Here is a 22,977-nt window from a genome sequence, read left to right as displayed (position 1 = left end):
GACTTGAATCCTTGAAGACCGGAAGAGAGGATACGAATAAAATCTTGCTCCTACTTTTCCGCGAAAAATCCATTTTAGCGCGAGAAAAACACAAACCTTTATATAAACTCACTTGTTAGCCTAATAGGCTTAGATAAAGACTCATGGTAAAACTAAAGATGGAGCCGCATAATGCGGCTCCAACAAGCAACTACTATTACAAGAGATTAGAACTTGTAAGTTGCTGACAGGTAGTGTGACCAACCTGTTGATTCTAGAGCTAGAGCACCAGCACCATCTTCTAACAGATAAACGTCTTTGAAGCCTTTCAAGCCATAGCCCAGAGCATAACGATCTGAATGCCAGTATAGGCCGAAGAAGATGTTACCACCGTTTGACGTTTTTGGTACGAAAGCAGCTTGGTCTTCATCTGCACCGAATTGATAATCGATGTAACCTTGGAATGACAGGAAGCTCTTGTTATCAAAGAAGTAGAAAGGTTTGAACCAGTTAGCAGAGAACTGATATCCGTTCCACTCTTTAGCATTCAGGTCGTAAAAACCATATAGGTTCATACCTGTTTTGCCTAACCAAGGCACGTTTACATCAGCACCAACACCCCAGAATGAAGAGTTAACGCCTTCACCATTCAGACCGTCCCAGTTGAACAGAGTAGAGAAGTAAACTTCTTGAACTGGGCCAAAAGATAAGTCTTTACCAGTCAAAGCATCGATAGACACACGTGGAGCAAACTTCATGAAAATTTTGCTTGTGCCAGAACCTGGGTTCTTGTCACCGTTGCTGCTTGATTGGTTTGCTAAGTTGAATACGTCAACATAACCGTATAGATCGAATACGCCAGAACGACCGCCGAATTCCATTTCTAAATAGTTATGTTGATCGCCTGTTGCTGGGTTATCTGGCTTTTCACCAATAGAGTACATAGCGTTGAACTGCATCCACTTATAATCAGTACCGTGAAGATCAGTACGATCAGCAGCAAATGCGTTGCCAGAGATTGCTGCTACTGCAGTAGCGGCTAAAGCTAAAGTTTTAACGTTTTTCATCATCAACCCCATTTATCTTGTTTGCTACCATCGAGGGTAGCGTTCTTTTTGTGGCGTTCGCATTCTACCTAGATTAAAAAAAATCTCAATAATCTAGCGTAAAATCACAAACACAAAATTCTTAATTGTGAACAAAGTCGCGACTTCTGCATTACGATTAATTAACGTAACCGTAGACTCACGACATTTAAGACAGAATGACAGCTACACTTCAGTTGCATTCTGTATCTTTCAATTGGAGAAACTATTCACTACAGGAATCACTACTGGAAAATGGTTGAATTAACTTAGGCCCTGCCCTGCATGGTCAGGACCCAGTTAGTGGGGTTTCCCCCTGCTGTTGTTACTTAGATAGCTAAGAACAAACCAGCAAGTGTTGCGCTCATTAAGTTAGCTAAAGAGCCGGCGATAACCGCACGAATACCCATTGTAGCTAAATCATGACGACGGTTAGGAGCCATAGCACCTAAACCACCAAGCAAAATCGCGATTGAAGACAAGTTAGCGAAACCACACAGAGCAAACGAAATAATCGCTTGTGTTCTATGAGTCATCACAGCTTGAGTTTCAGCAACGCATAACGGCAGGCCTTTAACAACTTCAGCAGCAACCGCTGTACAAGTAGTGGCAGCATCAGAGATATATGGAGCAAAGTTTAAGTAAGCAACGAATTCGTTAACAATGATCTTTTGACCGATGAAAGAACCTGCTACTAATGCTTCATTCCAAGGCACACCGATAAGGAATGCTAATGGCATAAACACATAGCCAAGGATCAGTTCAAGTGTTAAACCTTCAACGCCAAACCAACCACCCACACCACCAATAATGCCGTTGACCATAGCGATCAAACCAACGAAGGCTAACAACATAGCGCCTACGTTTAAGGCTAAATGCATACCAGATGAAGCACCTGCAGCAGCGGCGTCTAATACGTTAGCTGGTTTGTCAGGATCTTCTGGTAAATCGCTCATGTCATTTTTAGCAGCTTCAGTTTCAGGGTGCATCAGTTTAGCCATTAATAGACCACCTGGTGCTGCCATGAATGAAGCGGCAACTAAGTATTCGATAGGTACACCCATCTGCGCGTAACCAGCCAATACTGAACCCGCGATTGATGCCAAACCACCCACCATGATCGCAAACAGTTCAGACTGCGTCATAGTTGGAATGAATGGGCGAACCACTAATGGGGCTTCAGTCTGACCAACGAAGATGTTAGCTGTTGCTGACATCGATTCAGTACGGCTTGTGCCCAATGCTTTTTGTAAACCACCACCGATGATACGGATGATCCACTGCATAACGCCTAAGTAATATAGAACCGCAATCAGAGAAGAGAAGAACACAATAACGGGTAACACGTTAACTGCGAAGATAAAGCCAAGTTTAAAGTTAGCTAAATCACCAAACAGGAAACCGATACCGTTTTGTGCGTAACCAATAACGCTAGAAACCGCATCAGACATCCCTTTCAGAATGTCTTTACCAACAGGAATATACAGTACAAAACCACCGAAGGCAGCTTGGATAGCTAACGCGCCACCCACTGTACGTAAATTAATTGCTTTTTTGTTATTCGATAGGAGGAAACCTATCGCAAGTAGGGTGACCACCCCTACTAAACTCATTAATATATCCATTAACCATCACCCTATTGTTAACACTTTTTAATTATGTTGTTAATCAACCTATTTCCGAGTCAGATTATACCCGAGGCAAAGTCGAAAATCGTCGTTTTGATCATATTTTTGGAGTTTAATTTCAATCGCTTAGTGCAGAATGCTAGTGCGACCTACACCTGTTTATTTAAAAACAGCTAAAGGTCAAACAGTTGCATTACATTCGACACCAAGTGTTCTGATATTAGAACACTTGATTTTTTTTGCAAATTGGCAATTTTGTCTATAAAAAGAACAAGGTTAGCGGGCTGGTTACGTTTTTCAGTAACATTTAGCGGAGTCATTGCAGGAGAGTCAGTCTCAAGTATGAAGTGCTGAAGTGGTAATTCGCTGACAGTTTTGAGCAATTTTTTAGCATTAGGGTTCATAATCAAACCACCAATTCCCAGCTTAAAACCTAATTTGATATATTCCAGTGCAATTTCAGTACTGCCAGAAAAAGCATGTATAACACCGCCTCTAGGCAATTGATGCTTTTTCAAACATCCTAAAACCTCTGAATGTGCTTTTACGCTATGAATAATAACTGGCAGATTAACGGACTTAGCTAAAGCTAATTGTGCCTCAAAAAATGCGAGCTGCTGAGGCCAAGTTGAGGAATAGAGCTTATCTAAGCCACATTCACCAATAGCAACAAAGCGAGGACATTCTAGTAACGCCGAAACTTGAGATGTTAATGCTAAGATCCCAGCATCAACATCCTCTGGACAAAACCAAGGATGAATACCAAGGGCAAAATAAGTTTGGTATTGTTCGGCAACGGCGAGCTGTTTGTGCCAGTGCCGCGGGGACACACCGGGAATAATCAGATTATCTACGCCAACACTGTGCATTCGTAACACCACATCGTCGCGGTCAACATCAAACTCGGCAAAATCCAAATGGGCGTGGGTATCAATCACAGTAAATGCCTCACTCTGCGGTCGATTTACCAATTGAATGAGGTTCTGGTGGTGATACCGTTTCGTCAACCACCAAAGCTTTGGCGCATTTTACCGCTAATGGAGGATCTTCAAGGCGCGGCATGCAACAGCGACGATTTTCAGGTGTCAGCCCCATTCGGTCGCACCAATGAATATAAGCCTGCCATGTTTTTGTGATCCAATTCGCCATCATTCACATCCAGAACCGATTTTTAATTTTCATTAGATACAAAAATGGCGGTGAATTCACCGCCATTTCAACCACTATTCTAGACCGAACCCTATTAATGTTCGCGGGTTTTCGCAAACTCAATATCAGGATATCTTTCCATCGAAAGATTAAGGTTAACCATAGTTGGTGCAATATAGGTTAAGTTATCGCCACCATCGAGAGCCAAGTTTTGGCTACACTTACGGCGGAACTCTTCAAGCTTACGCTCATCCTTACAATAAACCCAGCGAGCTGTCGACACGCTAATACCTTCGTAAATAGCTTCAACGTTATATTCACTCTTCAGACGACCAACAACCACTTCAAACTGCAGTACACCCACAGCGCCAACAATCAAATCGTTAGTATCAATTGGGCGGAATACCTGCACAGCACCTTCTTCAGATAACTGTACTAAGCCTTTTAAGAGTTGCTTCTGTTTAAGCGGATCGCGCAAACGAATACGGCGGAACATTTCAGGGGCGAAGTTAGGTACGCCAGTGAAACGGAATTTTTCACCTTGGGTAAACGTATCGCCAATACGGATAGTGCCATGGTTATGTAAACCGATAATATCGCCTGGGTAAGCTTCTTCAGCACGCTCACGATCGCCCGCCATAAAGGTCAATGCATCGCTAACGTTAACATCTTTACCAATACGCACATGGTGCATTTTCATGCCTTGCTCGTAACGGCCAGAACACACACGCATAAAGGCGACACGGTCACGGTGTTTTGGATCCATGTTTGCTTGGATCTTGAACACGAAACCGGTGAATTTTTCTTCATCAGGCATGATAACGCGTGTATCGCTTTCGCGCGGTAATGGCTTAGGTGCCCACTCGACGATGCCGTCAAGAATATGGTCCACACCAAAGTTACCTAGCGCAGTACCGAAGAACACTGGCGTCAACTCGCCTTTCAAGAAAGCTGCATGGTCAAATTCATGCGACGCGCCGCGCACTAATTCCATCTCATTGCGCAAATCAGCGGCATAACTGCCAATCGCTTTCTCAAGATCAGGATTATTAATGCCTTTAATTACACGACGCTCTTGGATCGTGTGTCCCATACCGCCTTGATACAAGACCACTTCATCACGCAGTATGTGGTAAATACCTTTGAACTCTTTACCACTGCCAATAGGCCAAGTAATAGGTGCACAGGCAATATTCAGCACGCTTTCGACTTCATCCATCAGATCAATAGGATCACGGATATCGCGGTCGAGTTTGTTCATAAAGGTCACAATCGGCGTATCACGCAGACGTGTCACTTCCATCAACTTGATCGTACGGTCTTCAACACCCTTAGCAGAGTCGATCACCATCAAACATGAGTCAACGGCCGTCAGAGTACGATAAGTATCTTCAGAGAAGTCTTCGTGACCAGGCGTATCGAGTAGGTTAACAAGGGCGCCACCATAGGGAAATTGCATGACAGACGTAGTAATAGAAATACCACGGTCTTTTTCCATTTCCATCCAGTCAGACTTAGCATGCTGACCCGATTTTTTGCCTTTAACCGTACCCGCTTTCTGCAAAGCGTTTCCGAATAACAGCACTTTTTCGGTAATGGTTGTTTTACCCGCGTCGGGGTGCGATATAATAGCAAAAGTGCGTCGCTTATTGATTTCTATAGACATATTTATTAAGTCTTACTCGTTGTTCAATCAGTTTGTACACACGTTTGTACACAAAACTAAAATAATGATTTGTCATTTGATATCTTGGCGCGGAGTATAGCAGAATCATTCAGTTAAAATCGCGCTCAAAAATCAGCTTGTCATAGATTTTATGGGCAGCCTTTACGACAGTGAACAATCACATATTTTGAAACTTGAATATAAAGAATACCTGGGCTACCTGTGCGGCAGTATACAGTCACACTTCATTGACGGAAGTAGGGCGAAATTTCTAAGCCACCTATTCGGCGGTGAACAAAGCCACTAACGCTTTCATATGTCCATGTTTTTTCTAAGCAGCCTATGCGGCGGTGGACTTTACAGCAAAAAAGACGGATGGCCAGCTACATTTCTAAGCCGCCTATGATACGCGCCAAGTCTTTTCTGATTTCTAAGCCGCCTGTGCGGCGGTGAACCTCGCTTAAATGAGCAAATGCCCAAACCTGCATTTCTAAGCCGCCTGTGCGGCGGTGAACTAACCACGCTTGAGGCTCATTGTCATGCTAATTTTCTAAGCCGCCTGTGCGGCGGTGAACGCTTGCTATCACCACATTAACGTTAGTTATGTTTTCTAAGCCGCCTGTGCGGCGGTGAACCAACGCGATAACTGGTGACACTAAAACCGAGATTTCTAAGCCGCCTGTGCGGCGGTGAACCAAGCGTCACGCTCCGCTCCCATCAAACCTACTTTCTAAGCCGCCTGTGCGGCGATGAACGATAACATTAATAAAACTGGATGGACATTACATTTCTAAGCCGCCTGTGCGGCGGTGAACTTTCCTTGTTGAGTTAATGGATTACGAGTCAATTTCTAAGCCGCCTGTACGGCGGTGAACTCATCGGATTCTGTATTGGCGCACTAATGGGATTTCTAAGCCGCCTGTACGGCGGTGAACCAGCGCTACAGTATATGTTCGTGAAAATGTCATTTCTAAGCCGCCTGTACGGCGGTGAACCCGAATAAGCTTGATGCATCCTTCGCGCCAACTTTCTAAACCGCCTGTACGGCGGTGAACGTCGCTTAACAACAAGGTAACTATCGAAGCAATTTCTAAGCCGCCTGTGCGGCGGTGAACGAAACCGTCAGCTTATCTGCCCTGAAGAAGTGTTTCTAAGCCGCCTGTGCGGCGGTGAACGAACCTGAAATACCGCATCATCCATTTTATAATTTCTAAGCCGCCTGTGCGGCGGTGAACGCCAGTGTGTTACTCGCACACGTTGACCTCTATTTCTAAGCCGCCTGTGCGGCGGTGAACCCGAACCGACGGTAATAATGTTTCTCGATACTTTTCTAAGCCGCCTGTGCGGCGGTGAACCCGAACCGACGGTAATAATGTTTCTCGATACTTTTCTAAGCCGCCTGTGCGGCGGTGAACTATGGCGCTGAGGTGGTTGAGGTCATGCTGTCTTTCTAAGCCGCCTGTGCGGCGGTGAACACCAAACCAAACTCGCGATGAATCCCGCCAAATTTCTAAGCCGCCTGTGCGGCGGTGAACTCAGTAGAATGCAACAGCACAGCAATAGATAATTTCTAAGCCGCCTGTGCGGCGGTGAACGATCAACTTCATCAACAAACATCTTAATCAGTTTTCTAAGCCGCCTGTGCGGCGGTGAACTTGGGATTGTACCTAAACAAGCAGAGCCTAAATTTCTAAGCCGCCTGTGCGGTGGTGAACCACAAAATCAACGCCCTGATCCTGCTCGCAAATTTCTAAGCCGCCTGTGCGGCGGTGAACGATGGTAATGATCCCGAAGCCTATATGACGCTTTTCTAAGCCGCCTGTGCGGCGGTGAACTTAACCAGTGTTTTGTATTAGTGTCGCGAAAATTTCTAAGCCGCCTGTGCGGCGGTGAACTATAAGGGGGTTTTTGAAGTCGATGAATTAGATTTCTAAGCCGCCTGTGCGGCGGTGAACCTAAGGTAAGATTTGATATTTTAGTATCAGCATTTCTAAGCCGCCTGTGCGGCGGTGAACGGTCAAATTAGTCTTATACGGAGGAGCTGCATTTTCTAAGCCGCCTGTGCGGCGGTGAACTACAACGAATCGGCCAATACCGTGTCATTTCATTTCTAAGCCGCCTGTGCGGCGGTGAACCGGGTGGCATGGGTAAGCGTAGATCCCCTGCATTTCTAAGCCGCCTGTGCGGCGGTGAACTTGAGAAGTCAGTTTCAGGGGTTTATATTTCATTTCTAAGCCGCCTGTGCGGCGGTGAACTTTTGATTGCGATTATGCCCGATTAGCCTATATTTCTAAGCCGCCTGTACGGCGGTGAACTTCGCTGTATTTCAACCAAAACGACAACTACTTTTCTAAGCCGCCTGTACGGCGGTGAACTTCGCTGTATTTCAACCAAAACGACAACTACTTTTCTAAGCCGCCTGTACGGCGGTGAACTCATGAAAGCTAAGTCGGACTTTAAGCTAAGTTTTCTAAGCCGCCTGTACGGCGGTGAACAAAGGTGCGCCTATTGTGCGTATCACAGATTTTTTCTAAGCCGCCTGTACGGCGGTGAACTCATGAAAGCTAAGTCGGACTTTAAGCTAAGTTTTCTAAGCCGCCTGTACGGCGGTGAACAAAGGTGCGCCTATTGTGCGTATCACAGATTTTTTCTAAGCCGCCTGTACGGCGGTGAACGCAGCAGGCCATTACTTTGACTTATGCCAAGATTTCTAAGCCGCCTGTACGGCGGTGAACGATGCCATGGCCGCTGTACGGGTGCAGGTAACTTTCTAAGCCGCCTGTACGGCGGTGAACGTTTCAGATATTTTCCCTACTAAAAAGTCCAATTTCTAAGCCGCCTGTACGGCGGTGAACCAAGTTTGGCTTCTTCCTCCGGTGTAAATACTTTTCTAAGCCGCCTGTACGACGGTGAACCAAAACCCTCAAAAATTACATCGTGATTTAAATTTCTAAGCCGCCTGTACGGCGGTGAACCGAACCCTGAGCAGCCTATACAATCTGTTCAATTTCTAAGCCGCCTGTACGGCGGTGAACTATAAAACTTTGCCACAGCCTCTTTGTTAATTTTTCTAAGCCGCCTGTACGGCGGTGAACCTGGCGTTTTTTTTTAGTGAGAAGTTTTTCTAATTTCTAAGCCGCCTGTACGGCGGTGAACTGCCCATATACCCCGCGTAACCGTCCGTGTATTTTCTAAGCCGCCTGTACGGCGGTGAACGACGCCATTAACGCGGCGGAGCAGATACTTGATTTCTAAGCCGCCTGTACGGCGGTGAACGAGTATATCGATTTGCTACTTTCGCGCGATGATTTCTAAGCCGCCTGTACGGCGGTGAACTTGGTTGCCGCAACCGTGTTTACATGCTGTACTTTCTAAGCCGCCTGTACGGCGGTGAACCGGAGCATGGCCACAGTATTGAGCCGTATTTCTTTCTAAGCCGCCTGTACGGCGGTGAACGCATCGCTGGCGCAGTCGCCCCGCTACAGGGTTTTCTAAGCCGCCTGTACGGCGGTGAACTCGAACAGTGCGGCAACAAAGCCTTTTTCCGTTTTCTAAGCCGCCTGTACGGCGGTGAACCCATAAACGTGTTATCGCACATATCGTCGTTATTTCTAAGCCGCCTGTACGGCGGTGAACTCAACGCGGGAATGATTATCTGGCGCCACTTCTTTCTAAGCCGCCTGTACGGCGGTGAACATTAAACAAGGGTCGCTCATATTATTATTAGCTTTCTAAGCCGCCTGTACGGCGGTGAACGCCAATAAGCTGGCGTTCTATAGTGCAGCAGATTTCTAAGCCGCCTGTACGGCGGTGAACTCGGATACCTGCGAAGATTTGAAAGCGAGCAATTTCTAAGCCGCCTGTACGGCGGTGAACCACTTAACAGTAGAGTACAAGTGCCAAGTCAATTTCTAAGCCGCCTGTACGGCGGTGAACGCTGGCTAATGCGTAGGCTGCGAGATAGTAACTTTCTAAGCCGCCTGTACGGCGGTGAACTACTCAAGAAATTGATGGGTAGTTTGATGTTTTTTCTAAGCCGCCTGTACGGCGGTGAACCGCGGGTCGTTGCGGAACTGCTCAGGGATCAATTTCTAAGCCGCCTGTACGGCGGTGAACGTAACTTCAATGCCGAGAAGGGCGCTAAGTACTTTCTAAGCCGCCTGTACGGCGGTGAACCGCCACTTGTTGCTACGTTTATTCATCTGTGTTTTCTAAGCCGCCTGTACGGCGGTGAACAGTCAAGCTTAAAATACGTATCCATCAATAAATTTCTAAGCCGCCTGTACGGCGGTGAACAGTTTAACCCTACGACAACTAGTACGGCATCTTTTCTAAGCCGCCTGTACGGCGGTGAACGTTTAATCGGGGATCATGTTATGTACCAAACATTTCTAAGCCGCCTGTACGGCGGTGAACTTGAACGCATTGACTTCGACGCTTTAGTGTTATTTCTAAGCCGCCTGTACGGCGGTGAACTATGCAGTGAAGATGGCTATGCAGTGAATCGATTTCTAAGCCGCCTGTACGGCGGTGAACTTGAAACACAAGCAGTTATGGCAGCATCTAAATTTCTAAGCCGCCTGTACGGCGGTGAACAGTTCAGATGAGGCATGCATACTCGTATTCGATTTCTAAGCCGCCTGTACGGCGGTGAACGGCGGAACCACTCAACCTGATCCAAAGGTAATTTTCTAAGCCGCCTGTACGGCGGTGAACTGGAAGGCTGAACTTCTGCACGTAACTTGCTGATTTCTAAGCCGCCTGTACGGCGGTGAACAAGACACGGCTGAGTTACTGAATGACGCTAAATTTCTAAGCCGCCTGTACGGCGGTGAACCAAATTAATACGGGAAAGCCATACCACTGTCATTTCTAAGCCGCCTGTACGGCGGTGAACCTCTCCTGTAGAGTTATTAATAACATCTAGCATTTCTAAGCCGCCTGTACGGCGGTGAACTCACCGCTTGGCCTTCCGGAGTCCAGATAACATTTCTAAGCCGCCTGTACGGCGGTGAACTTCAAAATGGGTGCACAGATTTATGACCGTATTTTCTAAGCCGCCTGTACGGCGGTGAACAGCGGACGCAATGAAGACTACGTTCGTGAAGATTTCTAAGCCGCCTGTACGGCGGTGAACACAAGACATCCCGCAACGGAATATCGTGGACATTTCTAAGCCGCCTGTACGGCGGTGAACGAAAGAAAGGCTGCATTTACATCTTTAACACATTTCTAAGCCGCCTGTACGGCGGTGAACAAACGATGTTGGCAGGGACGCATTAGGTTTATTTTCTAAGCCGCCTGTACGGCGGTGAACAATATCACTCTGTTTGAGCCAAAGACTTATAATTTCTAAGCCGCCTGTACGGCGGTGAACCAAAACTCTACAGGTTACAAATTGTTACAGCATTTCTAAGCCGCCTGTACGGCGGTGAACTTGATTTTTGGCTTAACCGAGCGATTCACCGATTTCTAAGCCGCCTGTACGGCGGTGAACAGTAGATAATCTTCAAAAAAATAAGCTACAACAGGCGGATAGGTAAAATTCACTTTTTTACCTATTGAATAACCACCTGAAATAAGTAATTGTTTTACAATCAATTTTTTAAAGAGCAAAAATAAAGGGTTAAAACCAAGGTACTGTTGCGGTTTTGCTAAGACCATAACTATCAAACTCACCATCAAGGGGGTGAGCTTGAATGTCGCTAAACTCAAAGAATTTACGATATACCTGCCCTGTGGAACTACTAAACAGATCAAGATATGGATTATCAAATCCTTGACCGAGCATTTTTACCTTGTACCGTTTCTCTCCGTCTTTATCTATGCTGCCTCTGGCAATTAAACGCTTCAATTTTGCTTTACTTAAATTACTGCGTTTAACGGAAACAATACGATATTGCACGTGATCAGGCACGGCAGAAACAGCAGTAACCTGACAATATCCTGCCAAAGGGCCTAACCAATCCAGGCCTTGTAAATCATGCAATAAACTCGCATCACCATGAATGCGAAATAACTGCCCTAAGCTTAATTTCATTTGCGGAAAGCTAATACCAATTTTATGGCTATTGAGCGTCACTAACGCTTTGTGAAATTTAGTAAATACTTTACTACTGAGCTCAGCCTCCCGCATTTCGGCATCAGGCTTAAGCCGTATATCAATATATGAGTTCATAATTCCTCCTAAATTCGAATGTTTGATACATAAGCCAGCCCTTTTTTCCCAAGGTAAAAGCTTGATACGCCAGCATTTTCAATCAAGCTTTTGATTTCTTGGGCTTTGTCTCGATCCACATCGATACTAATTTCCAATTGACCACTGGCTTTGGTCATCATGGAAGTCACTTCACCTTGCCCTTTTATCTTTTCTTTTTTGATAAAAGGATTACCCCAGATTGTTTTTTTGGGTCCCGTTGTATATCGGTCCATGAAGTCTTTTTTAGTGAAACCTCGTTTGGAAATTCCACTAATCCCCCCTGCTTTCGTTTTAGCTGTGGTCATATTAAAGCTAGTTTCTAAGCGGGCAAGCTGAAGGTAAAGCGCCGAGCAATAAATGCTGATAGGTGTGATCAAACCTTTATTATTTAAATATTCAATATCAGGAAAGTATTCATTTAGTACCTTTAATACTTGGGCTAAATCATCACTATTTTCTAGTGCTTTTTCCTGATTAAGGCTCTCCAAGCGATTGATAATACTTAACGGGTTTAACTCAATAGATCCTACAACTTGTGATTGCTTAATAATAAAATCACAGAGCTGAGTGAAATCGAGATCCAAAACGCCCCAAAATTGCTGTGAATATTCAGAGGTAAAAACAGGATCAGACACTTTGATCATTCCAGTAAATGCATTCTGATCCGTACTGCCATTCATATTACGAATAAATGATATTTCATTGGTCAACTGCGGCTTATCTATAAAGCTGACTTTATCTTCCAGTGCTTCGAAGTAATAACCGGATTCGTACATTTTACTGCGCGCCTGATAAAGCTTTCGTTGGTCGCCAATTAAACGATTTAGTACTCCCATTACGGTATCTAAGGTATTTTCACACACCTTAAAATTGCCTTCTTTTTTTAAGCTCGTCATTGAGCCTAAAAATTCGCGGCCTTTTTTCGGTACAGGTTCATTATTTGAACCACCTAAAAAGGCATTACGCCAGCAAGAGTCATATTCTATGATTATTTTCATGCAACCTCCTATTTTGCATAAAAATACTGTGCAAATGGTGCATGCTGCTCATTGATGATTTCTGACTCATCACGCTTGATACGCATCATTTTATGGCTGTCGTTGTAATCCACCGTGATGTCATCCACGTACATATAACCTTTAGCTTGGCGAATAGACAAATTAGCTAAGCGTTCTAATGTTTCAGCAATCAAGGCTTTTACTGCATCATCATTAAGTAAAATGCCGCATTCTCCCTCTTCGAATATAGTGCCTCTTCTGACGTAGTTTGAATGAAAAATGGCTTGTGGATTTAAGCTGGGGTTAAGTGACTGAATATAATTCTGTAGTTCAGCGGCAATAACCTCCCCCTCTCCTTCTTTGATAACCATTGCAGCACGATCAAACTTCTTATCCAACGATATAAACTGCAGCTGTTCAATACTAATAGAGCCATAGGAAATGTATTCTGTATCCCCAAAAGTGGTTTTTGAAAAAAATGATGTACTATCTCTTGCTCCTGCCTGCCCATATTGTTCAAAATTGCCGTTGCCCAATTGATCAACAAAATCTTCCAACAATAGCGGACTGGTGCGCTTACATTGACTTGATGGCACTACGTAACCACGGATCAACCCCGTAATTGAAGCCAGGACATTTTTGAGGTTTTTGTCACTGGCATAATGTAAATCGAATGCTTGTTCACGAAATAAATGATGGCGAATGCAATTTTGACTTATATACAGTGGCGTTTCTTTAAAATTAATGTCAGTTGCTTGTTTTTTATATTTATAGCCCGTTTCATCTTTCACTTTACCGGTCAAGTTTGTGTAACCACGCAATTTTGGCAAGGTATGATTATCAACCGTTTTACCATCATCACCGGTTAAGGTTGTAGGCCCATTCCAATTCACTACGCCATGACCTAATGCTTTAATTTTAAAATCAACACTTTTAATTCCCGTTACTTTTTGCATGATTTATTCCTCATCTTCAGTGGTTTGATTAATTTGTTTAATGGACATAGCACCGATGGCTTGTTTGTCGCACACGGCGTAATAAATGGCATGAGGATGACGAGCACTTTCGCCACCCACTTGCAGTAAATCATTAGTGGTATAACTCAAATAAATCGGTGACTCTGGGTCGCGTGCTTCGTTGAGTAAAATCTTATCAGTGAACGCCTTACCCGTACCGCCCATAATGTTGTGATGCTTTTTAAACATGTGGGATAGTAAATCTTTATCGCTTTGATCATAACCACAAATAGCTTTGATAGCGTATGTGAGATTGTCGATATTACTGTCATCATCCACTGGAATCGAATAAGCGTAGGCTTCAATATATTTCGGCTCAGCTTGACTTAAATCCACCACAGCTAATTGTACAAAGCGATTATCACCGCGCAGTGATCCTTTGCTGATCTTGGTGCGTTTTTTATCTTTGTTGTTCTTTGGTGAAGCAGTAATGGGATCAACAATTTTCGCTTTGATTTGTTGCACACTATTTTTGAGGGCGGCCACTAAGTCACTTGCAATAACCCCCCGATTACGCTCGGTGTGATGAAAGGTGAAATAAAGTTGATAAATCTCTGGCAAAGTAAAGGTATTGTCTACCAATTCACTATGTAAAAACTGATACCAAGCCCGAACAGAACTCAATGTATACATTTTTGATAGAAAGCCCGCTGCTGGCCCCTTACCTTTGCCATTGGCGATTGTTTCAGGCACAGCTAAGGTATAGGTATTCACCTGACTATTTTCACCAAAACGATCTAAACGACCCAAACGCTGTAAACAATCTTCAGCACTGGTGATTTCGGCCACCATATAATCACAACTGATATTAAGCGACGCTTGTACAATCGGACCACTGCGTAGCACTTCATATTTGCGAGTGCCATCGCGCTTGTAAGCCTCGTACACTTCACCAAACCATTTACGTTTATCACTTTTAATAAATTTGGAATGCAATAACACCGCATTCTCGTTGTGCTGATTTTTAATAAAACTGTTTTGCGCCGTCAGCGCCATGTTACTGATAACAAAAGTACAGCCACTCTGTTGTGCAAATAGCGGGTTTATATTGCTTAGATTAGTATCATCAAAGATTTTAAAATCGAGTTGATACTGGCTTGGGTTAAATGATGGCATGACTTTAATATCGTCAGGGTGAATACCGAGTAAATCTTCTACAAAGACATAATGAGGTGTTGCCGACACTAATAAGGTCTTAGCTTGATCTTTTTGCATTTTTTTTGCTGCTATGAGTTCAGCAAACAGCAAATTAAAAGCTGGCATGTTGACGTATTCATGGAACTCATCAAACACTACATGCACATTTAAAAAATCAATAAGCGTATTAGCTTTCGTGTGGCTGATCACTGAGCCAAGAATTTGGTCTATGGTGGTGATCACTATATCACCGGAAAAGTTTTCATCATCAGGAATAGGGTTATCCCATTGATTGTGGAATTTAAATTCACCTGTATTAATTTCAATGGTGCTATTGGGAAGGTATTGCTCTGAGGTCAGCTCATAAAATAATCCTTGGCAGACTTGTACGCGAGGGCAAACCCAAATAATCCGTTTTGCCCCCTGCAATTTGGCCCACTCTAAGGCGATTTTGGTTTTACCACAGCCTGCAGCCCCCGCGAGCACAGCGACATCTTCGGCGGTGGTTAGCTGCTTGGCAATATCCCTTTGTTTTTGACTGCGCTCACTCGTAGGAAAAAAGGCGTTTAGGCAAGTGTCAATATCAGAACTAAGTGTCGTTTCCACTTCAAATAGCTCGGTAACTATTTCATCTAACTGGCGCTCAAAAATGGCAGTATGTAACTCTGCCGCGCTCAATGCCGATACAGTACGATCAGCTGAGATCAAACAAGCACGTACTATGTTGTTTAGCGCATTGAGTTTAACATTGGTGCTATTGGCCGATACCGACTCTTCAAATTCATATTCTTTGTAACTGGGTAAGGCTGGTGCATCGGGCAGATTCGCCACTAGATCTTGTTCAACTTCAGTTAAGAAGGCTTTTTCAAGAAGACTATTCGTTAACTCACGATACTTTTTATCGATTCCGATAACCTGCCTAAGCAGTGTTTGAGCTTGAGCGACAATATCAGATAGACCTATCTCTTTTTGATTTGCCACTAGCTTTTTGCTGATGTCTTTATAGGTATCAAAACCATTCTTTTCTTTACGAAATGGCTTAGCATGATGCCAGTACACCGCATGCTTTACTGAGCGTTTATTACTTGGGTTTAGTAATTTAAGTTCTGCACTATCAAGCAATTGATAGAGTAGCAGTGACACTTCATTATGCCTTGGATGTTTATCAAAGCTAAATTTAGCATCATCAATGTGTTGTCCATCTTCGGCAATTAAGCCCCTCTTTTTGGGATTAGTCACCCACTCTTGAAACTTGGGGTCAATTTTTCCTAAGTCATGCAAACAACCTGCAATAAAATTCGCAATTGAAAACTGTGTATTGTCTGGAAATAACTGACGGTGCAGTAGCTCGGCTACAAAGCCGACCGCAAATAAATGCTCACTCAGCGGCTGTAGTTGGGTGTTGGCATACAACACACCTTGCTTGGGTTTGTCTGTTACAACATCCATAAAAACCTCTTTCACTGTATTATTAACCGGCACTATGCCCTGGGCATTAAATTTCGACCTGTTACCCACCACCCACAACAGCTGAGTTCTTGAACGTGAGCGGAACCAGTGGCAACTCACGGCGGTGCTTTTACTGGCGGTTTGGCGCAGCATTTTTTTAACAGTTAATAGCCCATCTTCGGTGATCAGAGTTTGCCAAGTGTTATCACCTATGCGATTGGCGAAAGCATCAAGTACGCGGCGGGTCTTTTTCAGGGCATTTTTCTCGCACTGACTGATAAAAGTCACCATCATAGCTGCTGTACCTTATAAGCCTTGGGCTGCAATTTGCTCAGCACTGTAGTCTTGGAGTGCAACGGCTTTAACCGTATTAAACATAAAATCTAATGCTTTATGATCGGTAAATGCCTGCAATACTTGCTGACGAAATTCTTGCTCAGTGGCGTTCTCTTTGGCGCAAACAAAAGCCCATGGCAACACTATGGCATCTTTAATGAGATCCGCGACGTCGAACACTAAGGCCCCGCGGCGAGTCTTGCCATGCATCACCGCAAAACCGTGGGGAATGCCCAGTACCCAGAGGCAACTAGCTGCAAGTCCATAGGCTAAATAATTGCCGTGGTTTAAAAAGTCATTAGCGATATCTGTGCTTTGGTGTTGACGGGTAAAATCTTTGAGTTGGGTATTATTGGCGGCGTGCTTGTATAGCACTTTCGTTAACTGAGCTTCGGTCAATAGCAGGTCGGACTGTTTGGTTGCCACCTTTGTGCGGGTATGAAAAGTCTCAAGCGCGGCTTGGATTGCCGGATCCTTAAAAATAAAGCCTTCCGTTTTGAGTTCGCGATCCCTCTGCCACACTTGCTCGATAAATTGGATGCGGGCTTGCTGAAAGGTTTTCGCGGCGAGTAATCGTTTTTCATCATCGAACCAAAATTGCATCCAACCGTGCAAATATTCAGTGGGCCGGTATTCACTCTGGGGCGTCAGCCATTCCACTTCGCAGGTCATATAAAGTGGCGTGCCGCCACCGCCACAAAAGCCGACTAATACACCTGCCTGCGCCAGCATTCGCATGGCAGCTTGGGTGACGGACGTGCCATTGCCCAATAACAAAACTGTGGTATTGGCGATGGGGATATTGAAATATTGGTTTTCGTTTTTTGCTTCGGTTAAGTAAAGCACACGACCGTCTTTCTGCATCACTCGACAGTATTCGAGGTAATAAACATTAGCTCGTTTAGAATGAAGTATCGTTTTTAAATCCGAGGGAGAAAGATCGTCCATAAATACCTCCATGTGGAATGAAAAGCTTCAACAAATCAAAGCTATCGTCCTAATTCAAGCAATAGTAACTTAGAACCATTTGATTCCCTATGCAACAATCGATACATCGCTCACATATCAGCAACAACCTCACGAAAAACATATATTGTCAGAACCAAAGTCAATAATTAAGAAAGGATCAAAGGATCACAAAATCGATCTATTGAAGTTGGTATATCCGAGCACACCTATTTTTTGAGCTTTTGAGAAAGTAAGGAGAATAATTATTTATAATCAACACCATAGATAGCGTTCAAAATTATGAACGCCCCTTAAAAGCCCGCTAATAAAACAACAACCAAGCCCTCTAAAATCCTCATATGTAGTGAAGCACTGCGTGTCGCCGCCCCCGCAATCAACCGCGCCGGAAGGACCCGCGATGATAATGGTTCGCATCTACAACGAGTTGAGAGTGATTCTCATCATCATAAAGTGTCGCGTTCGGTTTCAATCAAACCGTGAGCATCGGCGAGACACAAAATCCGCCCATCAGAAAGTCTAAATTCATTATAATTGCACATGATCATCGCTCCCTTTCTATCCATGCAGGATGACTAATATAGGTAAAGTGGCACTCGGTTAAAATGAGCCTAGGCCTAGACAGCGCTATTCACCTAAAACCGTCTAAAACCTTGGCTTTTACCCTCTTCACCCTATCGCTAACAATTAACACTAAAGCAACAAATACGCGCTATTGCATCCTCCACTAGGGTTGATGCAATGACTCGTCTGTAGCCTTACTGCTGTATGGGCTAGAGTGCTCCCAACTTTTTGAGGCTATCTAGGGATTATCTAGGCCGCATCGAAAAACGGTTGAACCATATTGGTGCAACACACTGAACAACACCCATTGAATAGAAACATATCAATAACAATTCAAACTAAGGCAGCATGAGCCTAAAAACGCGTTCAATCACTCAGAAACAGTGTGCAGATCATCCCACTTTGCCTGCTTTTAATGACCAAAAACGGCGAGCGGATAGCACCCAAGCAGGATGAGGCAACGACCTAAACCGTTAGCCGAATAGAAGGATCCATTTAGGCGCCATCAATTCACCCAGAACTACCAAAAAACTCACCTTTTGCCCTACCCTTTACGCCCCTCAAGCGTTAACACAAAAGCAACAAAAGCGAGTCGTTGCATCCTCCTCTAGGGTTGATGCAACGACTCGCCTGTAGCCCTACTGCTGCATGGGTTTGAGTGCTCCCAACTTTTTGATGCTATCTAGGGATTATCTAGGCCGCATCGAAGTACTGTTGAACTCGAATGGCGTAATCCCCCTATCGCCATATAACATATAAGAAACAACTACAACTAGGAAAACGTGTGGTATTCTCACTCGTCATCGTCGCATAACACGCCTATATCCGCCCTAACATTACTGACTTCACCCACAGACATGATGTAAATGCCTGAACGACTAATACATCTGCAGGTATTAAGCAGCTAACGAACGGAAGCATGCACCTTAATGCTTGGTATCAGCCCTATCCATCCCCTTATCCCAACAAGCAATTAGCCAGCGTGAGATCAGCGGACACAGCTGCAGGTAAACACGGCAGGCTCGTAGGACCAAGCGGAACACCATACTTAGGTACCGGCCATCATCGACCGTCATTAGCGTATTACTGCCCACAACTCATGATGTAAATAGGGATTGGGTAAAGCCGACGATTTGAGCATGAGGCGTAAGGTGATCGGGTGACACGTCAGCAGGTAAAGATAGTGATCTATGAACAGGTCAAGCAAAACGCACGATTGAACTAGATTAGTCTTGACTAAATCCCTCAATATTCAAACCACTAGGCAATTAGTTCCGACAGATGGCTTTAACCCACTTCTACCAAAAGTTCGCCACAGCTCGAAGTTCAGCCATTTGTTGTCTGATAATTTGAGATACATAAAGTAATGACTACCAAAAAGTAAGGTATGATCATGAGGAATTTCATAAACCGTTACAGTGAATCAAACTTACCTAGTCTGGTTCACAGAGTAACATCCAGTCATAGATATTAACCAATTCCTCTTCAAATGGTATAAAAACCGCTACCGCAAAAAAGCAAATTCCTATAGCATTATTCATACCCATTTACATGAATGTGGCAGCGGCCAAGTCCTACACGCAATTTATGCCATGCAAACAGCGCAGCGCATAAATACTAATAAGTTATGTGTATTAAGGAAGTAGCATGAAATTTTCACTTGTAAATGGATTTAGAGCAGAACCCTTTAAAGGTGGAACTGGAACTTGCTTATGCTGTGGAAGTGACACAATTGCAAAGTGTGGTAATTTTAAAGTGCACCACTGGGCGCATAAATCGAAAGAGTATTGTGATCCTTGGTGGGAAAATGAAGGTGAATGGCATAGAAAATGGAAAAACTATTTTCCAGTAGAGACACAGGAAATTATTTTTAAAAACGTAATCACCAATGAAAAACATATTGCTGATCTTTATATTAATCAAACTGTAATAGAAATCCAAAGTTACCCTATAAAAGAAGATGAAGCTCGTTTGAGAGAAGCGTTTTATAATAATATGATTTGGGTAATTGATGGTTGTAAAAATGAATTTGATAAAATAAATTTTAGACTCAGCTTATACTCTCCACACACCGAAGATCCTTATTTACGTCAGCTTAAATGGTATGGAAGAAGTAAGATTTTTGCTAAATGGTCTAAATCAACTAAACCTGTGTATTTTGACTTTGGAAGCGACATAGTATGGCAGTTATTCCAATTCGATATAAAGAGCAAAAAGGGTTTAGTTAAAGCGATTCCTAAAGAAACATTTATAAACTGGTTTGGTGGAAAATTCACCTAGCAAGCTGTTAAACAAGGACAATCAGGAAGTACCGCCCCCTCAGTAGCGCGGTAGCTGACTTCCTACCATGCTGAAAATATCATCGCCTAGTACCTTCCAAGTTCTGGGATCACGTTCCTCGTCAGAAAAACACCATTTTTAAAGGAATTAGCGTACATTATTGCCTCAGATGCTTTCCGCTGCGGCTGTTGGTAGTTCTTTTTTAACAATGTAAACACTTACAAGTTGTAGACAAACGGAAAGTGCATTATGTTGTTGATCTAAAATAAATGGCTATATTTTTGTCATGAGGAATCAAATTGCACTGGTTAGCAACTCTAAATGGAAATAGCATTATTCTGTCTAGCTTAGACAAAATGAAATCTCCACACTTTAGTATTTTTCAAGACTCTGATGATCATCAAGCGGAACAATTTTCTCTACGCTCAAACCATTTAAAAGGTGTTGATGATGCTCAACAAGTATACTCATCTGTATGTGGCTTAATCCAACTGGTAAATGGAGCATCTGCTATTCACTGGGGGTTTAATGATTACCTCTGCAGGGGTAGCATAAAGTTGGATGAACTATATTTCTCGAATGAAGAATGCCCATCATATTCTGATTGAACTTCTTCTAGAGTCAAAGGGGAAATATTACCATCTAATCCTTTTATTGGAGAGCCAATTGTTTCAAAATTACTAAACCCATTTAGTTCTACTACAGGGTATATTGAGTTTTGTATAGATAATGAAGATATCTTTAATATTTTAAGGCAAATCACAATAGGCTTAGATTGGAGGAATCTATATTGTATTTGGGATACCGTTTCCACTATAGCGGTGGCGTTAAAAAATAATTAAAGATTTAAAATCAGATGAAAATAAAATAAAAGCTTTTTACAGGTACAGCAAATAATTTTGGTATTTTAGGCGTAGAAGCTCGGCATGGTGTTATGGGTTGGGAAATACCCCAAAATACAGTAAACCATGAACAAGCAGTATCTATAGTGAATGATGTTGTAGTTAAGTATTTAAAAAATAAAGTTTGTCTTGGTTGTAAATCTAAAGAATGTGAAGCGCAATTTAACTAGTTTCTCAAGCAGAACTCGAGCCAGTGAATCACTCTAGGTCAGACTGATTCAATGAATCAGACTTGCCTAGTCTGTTTCACATGCTTTGGTCCAAACTCGTGTCAGGCCAGTCAGTTCTGGCACGTTTATGCGCAAAAGCTTACTAGCACTCGGTTGGTAAATCGCAAATTTGCTACCTCATTGCCCTACAAATTCTCATTTATGTCCGACATTCAACTATTCTCCACGAGTGGCCGAAAAAGGATCGTTATACAGTCGTATACAAAAACGAGTATTTTTCATTCAATTTGCGTGCGTGTTATCCCAATACTGTAATGATAAAACTATTAAAAAAATAAATACTTAAATTTTATATAGGTTAGATAATAGATTTGGAAAACGCGCATGGAGTATTTGATAAAAAGCGGATAAGTTCCTTTTATTACACGTAATTAACTGTGCGCATTTTTACTGGTCTAATTAGGTAAACGCGCATACATACTAATAAAACATTAGCTCACATGAGGAAGTTGTGAAAATTATTGAAAAAGCCTTATATGGTTTTTCCTAGCACTTGCGGTGTTCTTACTGTTTAAATCATCAGATGAACCCTTAACCTCTTTACTTACGGAAACTTTTGTAGGGACACTGTTTTACAAGTTTGATTTAGGAAACTCGATCATATTTAATCTTTGTATTGGTTATATAGTGAGCCAATTTTTTTATTTGTTGGTTGTCGTAATACCAGATAGCGAAAACAAAAAGAGCTTACAGAAGAATTGGGCAGGTCGTATCATTTATGCTTGAGGCGTTTTTCCATGCTCGGAAAGATTCGAGTATAGTTTTTCATTAGAGTAAGCATGCTATTAATTGTAAAAATATCAATGAACATTTAAAGCAATATAACAGGTTCAAGCGTGACGCTAGCTATGAGAAATTGGGAAGGTTGAAGGCCATTTGTTTGGTTCAGTCGGCTCATGAGATATTGCCGACTTTTGAGCAACTGATTCCGGTTGCGTTTCAAGTCTCATATAAGCATGCAATGTCATGGATTAGTTTAACAAACTCAATACGACAAATTGCAACTCTAAATGATATCGAAGAAGATGATAGGGACTAGGGTGTTTTTGATCTTAATTTAGAAGAGTTTGTAGTATATGTAGGTCAATTTTACGATGTGGGTTAACGCGCAATTGCTCCAAAATAACTCAGCAACGAGCATTGAACTACACACTGGCGACCTTATTATTGCCCAACAAATGCTTATCTATATTTTGCCTTCGGTCATACATGACGAGTGGTGGCCGGAACAGGATCGTTATACCTCCGTCATCAAAAATACGTGTTTTAAGGGGTTTTAGTTAATGTTCGGGCGCGTTTTTCATGTGGTAAAGGTAAAAATAATTGGTTAAGTATTGTGATTGCTAGATTATAAGTTTGAAAAAAGCATGGTGTATTTGAAAAAAAACTGATA

11 protein-coding genes and 1 CRISPR repeat array are annotated in these 22,977 nt (G+C 43.1%); of the genes, 1 reads left to right on the top strand and 10 read right to left on the bottom strand.

The genetic code is table 11. The features are described 5' to 3' along the window. Positions 1-206 precede the first annotated feature (206 nt). From L5L91_RS13350 to cas1f, 10 genes are all read right to left on the bottom strand, one after another. Entirely contained in the window at positions 207-1,046 is an 840-nt protein-coding gene (locus L5L91_RS13350) for an outer membrane protein OmpK (protein WP_113939307.1), read from the bottom strand. A 347-nt stretch (positions 1,047-1,393) separates the two neighbouring features. Continuing rightward, a complete protein-coding gene (locus L5L91_RS13345) occupies positions 1,394-2,689 on the bottom strand; it encodes a NupC/NupG family nucleoside CNT transporter (protein ID WP_263140119.1) in 1,296 nt (431 codons plus the stop codon). A gap of 176 nt (positions 2,690-2,865) precedes the next feature. Continuing rightward, positions 2,866-3,630, bottom strand: a complete 765-nt coding sequence (locus L5L91_RS13340) for a TatD family hydrolase (protein ID WP_263176272.1) — start codon at positions 3,628-3,630, stop codon at positions 2,866-2,868. Positions 3,631-3,640: 10 nt separating this feature from the next. Further along, positions 3,641-3,844: a hypothetical protein gene (locus tag L5L91_RS13335; RefSeq protein WP_105251705.1), complete on the bottom strand. Its 204-nt coding sequence runs from the start codon at positions 3,842-3,844 to the stop codon at positions 3,641-3,643. Positions 3,845-3,935: 91 nt separating this feature from the next. Next, entirely contained in the window at positions 3,936-5,507 is a 1,572-nt protein-coding gene (gene prfC, locus L5L91_RS13330) for a peptide chain release factor 3 (protein ID WP_173243370.1), read from the bottom strand. A gap of 426 nt (positions 5,508-5,933) precedes the next feature. After that, positions 5,934-11,004: direct repeats of the CRISPR family, unit length 28 nt; unit sequence TTTCTAAGCCGCCTGTACGGCGGTGAAC. A 129-nt stretch (positions 11,005-11,133) separates the two neighbouring features. Then, positions 11,134-11,685 (bottom strand): type I-F CRISPR-associated endoribonuclease Cas6/Csy4, encoded by a 552-nt coding sequence (gene cas6f / locus L5L91_RS13325; protein ID WP_011919227.1) that lies wholly within the window; start codon positions 11,683-11,685, stop codon positions 11,134-11,136. Between the two features lie 8 nt (positions 11,686-11,693). Beyond that, entirely contained in the window at positions 11,694-12,704 is a 1,011-nt protein-coding gene (gene cas5fv, locus L5L91_RS13320) for a type I-Fv CRISPR-associated protein Cas5fv (RefSeq protein WP_263236831.1), read from the bottom strand. Positions 12,705-12,712: 8 nt separating this feature from the next. After that, positions 12,713-13,660 (bottom strand): type I-Fv CRISPR-associated protein Cas7fv, encoded by a 948-nt coding sequence (gene cas7fv, locus L5L91_RS13315; RefSeq protein ID WP_263236829.1) that lies wholly within the window; start codon positions 13,658-13,660, stop codon positions 12,713-12,715. Between the two features lie 3 nt (positions 13,661-13,663). Continuing rightward, a complete protein-coding gene (locus L5L91_RS13310) occupies positions 13,664-16,600 on the bottom strand; it encodes a CRISPR-associated endonuclease Cas3'' (protein ID WP_263236827.1) in 2,937 nt (978 codons plus the stop codon). A gap of 12 nt (positions 16,601-16,612) precedes the next feature. After that, positions 16,613-17,590 (bottom strand): type I-F CRISPR-associated endonuclease Cas1f, encoded by a 978-nt coding sequence (gene cas1f / locus L5L91_RS13305; RefSeq protein WP_263236825.1) that lies wholly within the window; start codon positions 17,588-17,590, stop codon positions 16,613-16,615. Positions 17,591-19,819: 2,229 nt separating this feature from the next. Here cas1f and L5L91_RS13300 point away from each other — a divergent pair. Further along, entirely contained in the window at positions 19,820-20,452 is a 633-nt protein-coding gene (locus L5L91_RS13300; protein WP_263236824.1) for a competence protein CoiA, read from the top strand. The last annotated feature ends 2,525 nt before the right edge of the window (positions 20,453-22,977 follow it).

It is taken from the genome of Shewanella sp. SM55 (assembly GCF_025654025.1).
GTDB classification, from domain to species: domain Bacteria; phylum Pseudomonadota; class Gammaproteobacteria; order Enterobacterales; family Shewanellaceae; genus Shewanella; species Shewanella oncorhynchi.
The sequence above is the reverse complement of the archived record's forward strand: the minus strand, read 5'-3'. Positions and strand labels throughout refer to the sequence as shown.